Consider the following 2,863-nt stretch of genomic DNA (forward strand, 5'->3'; position numbering starts at 1 on the left):
TTTTTGCACCATTTCCTATAGAATCTTTCATTATGTAACTATATATTGGTATTATTGCATACTCTATTCTTAATTCATGATAATATCTAAAAAAACCTATATATTCAAATAATCCTATTTTATTTAATTTGCAAAATCGTCCTGTTCCTTTCTTTTTATATCCAAAATCTTTCATTGGTTTATTAAAAATTTCTTTAAAGTATTTCTTATAAAGTTCATTATATTCTTTTGTTGTTAATTCTTCCATTTTTTCTTCCTTTCTATTTCCATATTGTTATATCTGATTTTTTTATTGTTCCATTAGATTTATCTATTATCTTCTGGATTATTTCTTTTTCTTGTACAGCTGTAATTCCTTGACCTCTTGCATCAATCACAATATTTTGTTTTGTAACAGTCAGCGGAAGATTCTTTCTTCTTTGTTCCACTTGTTTAACTATTGTATTAGCCATATTGTCATAGTTCTGCAGTTTATAATTTTTCATTTCAAAACTCTCAACAGGAATATTGTTTTTTAATTTCATATTATCTGGTCTAACTGAACCTTTAGTACCATATTTTACTGGATCATTTTTCAAGTAACTTTCTTGTGGTAATATTTCAACATCCGGATTATTTTTATAAGTTTCTTTTAATGATTTAGTCAAATCATTTTCTGATTGTTTATAAGTAGGTCTGCTTCTGCTAGTATTTCCATTATTTGAATTTTTATTGTTCGTACTACTGCCTGAATTAGATGAATTTTTGGGATTTGAAAGTTTTATTAAACTTTCGGTAATTCCAAAAGCACCTTTAGTTGCAACACCTGCTGAATATGTCTTTACTGCTTCTGCAGGAATTGTTGCTACCATACTAACTCCTGCCGTTTCTGGACCTGCACCTATTGCTACGATTTCAACTCCTGTTCCACCTACTGCTCCACCAGTACCTTCAAAAGTTGTTAAGAGATGCCCTGCTAATTGTCCAGCATAATAAAATTTGTTATTAGGTTCTACTTTGTTTCCTTCTCTGTCTCTAATAACTGCTACTCCAAGAGTTGCATCTTCTGCTATTGCAAGTACTCCTCCTATAAAAAAATAACCTCCATTTGTAACAATTCCTCTTCCTATTTCTAAGCCTGTTTCAACTCCATTTTCTATTTTTTCTTTTATGTTATTATTTTTTTTATTAGTTGTATTTTTTTTAGGTGGTGCTTTTTTAGGTCGTCTTTTCTTAGGAGCAGGTTTTCCATTCTGTATATTTTCTACTAAATTTACAACCTGATCCCCTAGTTTTCTCGTATCTACTCCTGTTGCTTTTTTTACAACATTGTGAACCGTATTTCCTACAGCTTTTCCTTCATTATTAAAAGTTTTTTTATCAAAGTTTATTACATTATTAACAAAGGCTTCTCCACTTTTTCCAAAAACTTTACTTGCCCCTTTTCTTGCCTTATCTTGCAGTTTATTAACAACTTTATCTCCACCTATTCCTCTTAAAAGTCCATCCAAAAAATACTGCATGTCTTCATTGGTATATTCAGCTAGTCTTTGTTTCTGTTCCTCTGTTAAATTTCCATCTTCCCAGTTCAATCCTCCACCAGTTTTAGTAAGATAGCCTTTATCAATAGACTTATTTATAAACTTTTCTGCTCTCGACTGTCCAAAATCAGCTAATAATTCTGTATTTTTACCAGTTACTTTATGTGTTCCTTCATGTGCAAATACTGAATTTAAATCAAAATTATTCATTGAAGAAATATTGTCTGCATTAAGCCATATTGAACCATCTTCAGCTGTAAATCCTGCTGCATTCATTTTATTTTTGGCATCAGGATCATTTTGCGATACTTCTGAATTGACATAGAAGTTAATTTCTAATTTCTTGCCGTTCTTTGCAAAAATTTCTCCATATTTATCCTGCATTTCCTGTGCTATCTGCTCTTTTGTCTTTCCTTTAGTGTCAATATATCCTAGATTTCTTACAGTTTCCTGAACTCTTTCAGTTCTTAGGAAGTCAAGGAAGCCATTTTTTTCTTTAGAGCCGATTGTATTGAAAGCCGCTTTTGCCACAGCACCAACTGCCTCAATTTCATCCTTAGCTTTTCCAATATCCTCTTTCAGCTTAGCTGGATTAGTAAGATATTCAATAGTCTGGCTCTCTACCTTGATATTCGTACTGCTGTGAGTGTCCTTCGTTACTTCATTTGCTCTTGTAATATCTCTGTTTATTAGACTTCCAGAAGTTTCTCCTATCTCAACATCTCCAATTACAGTGTTTCTTGTGATTCCTTGCTTGTCCCTGCTGTCCTGATTAAATCCAACATTTGTAATTCTCGGTTTTCCTGTTGAAATTCCAACTGATCCGCCTGTTGTTTTCATCGTGTCGTGATTCTGAATATCTTTTCCAATATAGCTGTCAATCTTGAATGTAGAGTTTCCTTCCTTTCCAACTACAGCTCCTGTATTTTCGAGCGTTCCAACGTGAAGACTGCTTCCTTCTCCGACAATGAATGTGCTTTGGTTGTCTACGAATGCTCTATCTCCATTTGTTCTGCTTCCGTTTATGTTTACAGAGCTTGGCACTCCGTTTGCACTTATTCCAAGGCTTATTCCGCTTGAGCTTCCAGTCGTTGTGCTTGTGTTCTGTCTTGAAATAACTTCCACTTTTCCGATGTTTCCTGTTACTTTTCCGCCTTCCTGGTTAAAGCCGTTCAATACCATTGAGCCAGTATTGTTATGAACTTCATTTACATTCTTAAAGTTTCCGTTTGCATAGACAGTTTCAACTGTATTCTGGTTGCTTTGGCTAGCTGAAATGCTTCCGCCGTTTCCAGTAGTCTGTATTTTATGTCCATAGCCAATTGTAGCTCCTGCATTTACTC

Annotated in this window: 1 protein-coding gene and 1 pseudogene; both read right to left on the reverse strand. The window is 33.7% G+C overall.

The annotated features are described in order from the left end of the window. Positions 1–247 (reverse strand): annotated as a pseudogene (locus HMPREF1552_RS12455) (hypothetical protein); the annotation flags it as partial. Between the two features lie 13 nt (positions 248–260). Next, the coding region (locus tag HMPREF1552_RS12735) for a hemagglutinin repeat-containing protein (protein WP_021743607.1) at positions 261–2,863 on the reverse strand (2,603 nt) is incomplete at its 5' end.

This window comes from Leptotrichia sp. oral taxon 879 str. F0557, assembly GCF_000469385.1.
GTDB lineage: Bacteria > Fusobacteriota > Fusobacteriia > Fusobacteriales > Leptotrichiaceae > Leptotrichia > Leptotrichia mesophila.